The organism is Gilvimarinus sp. 1_MG-2023, assembly GCF_030548285.1.
Window position 1 is genome coordinate 1 of the sequence record NZ_JAUOSC010000125.1, and the last position, 470, is coordinate 470.

General features: G+C 55.1%; 2 pseudogenes. Both read left to right on the forward strand.

Annotation, left to right across the window (positions count from 1 at the left end):
• Nucleotides 1-310 (forward strand): annotated as a pseudogene (locus Q4563_RS16030) (UDP-N-acetylglucosamine 1-carboxyvinyltransferase); the annotation flags it as partial.
• Nucleotides 311-339: 29 nt separating this feature from the next.
• Nucleotides 340-470: pseudogene (gene hisG, locus Q4563_RS16035) on the forward strand (ATP phosphoribosyltransferase); the annotation flags it as partial.

Here is a 470-nt window from a genome sequence, read left to right on the forward strand (position 1 = left end):
GGCCGAAGGGGTCGGCACTGTTGTTGAAACGGTCTTTGAAAACCGCTTTATGCATGCCCAGGAGCTGGTGCGCATGGGGGCGGACATTCATGTCGAAGGCAATACCGCAACGATTACCGGTCGTGAAACCCTGAGTGGTGCTCCGGTGATGGCCACCGACTTGCGGGCGTCGGCCTCGCTGGTACTGGCGGCACTGGTCGCTCACGGCACCACCGACGTCAACAGCATTTACCACATCGACCGTGGTTACGAATGCATCGAAGAAAAATTTCAGCAGCTGGGTGCCCATATCCGTCGAATTTCCGGCTGACAGGCACATCACACTAGATTGAGGACATCATGACCCAACCGCTTACCATTGCACTCTCCAAGGGACGCATTCTGGATGACACTCTGCCATTGCTGGCCGAGGCAGGTATTCATCCGGCGGAAGATATTCAAAAAAGCCGCAAGCTGATCTTTGATACCAA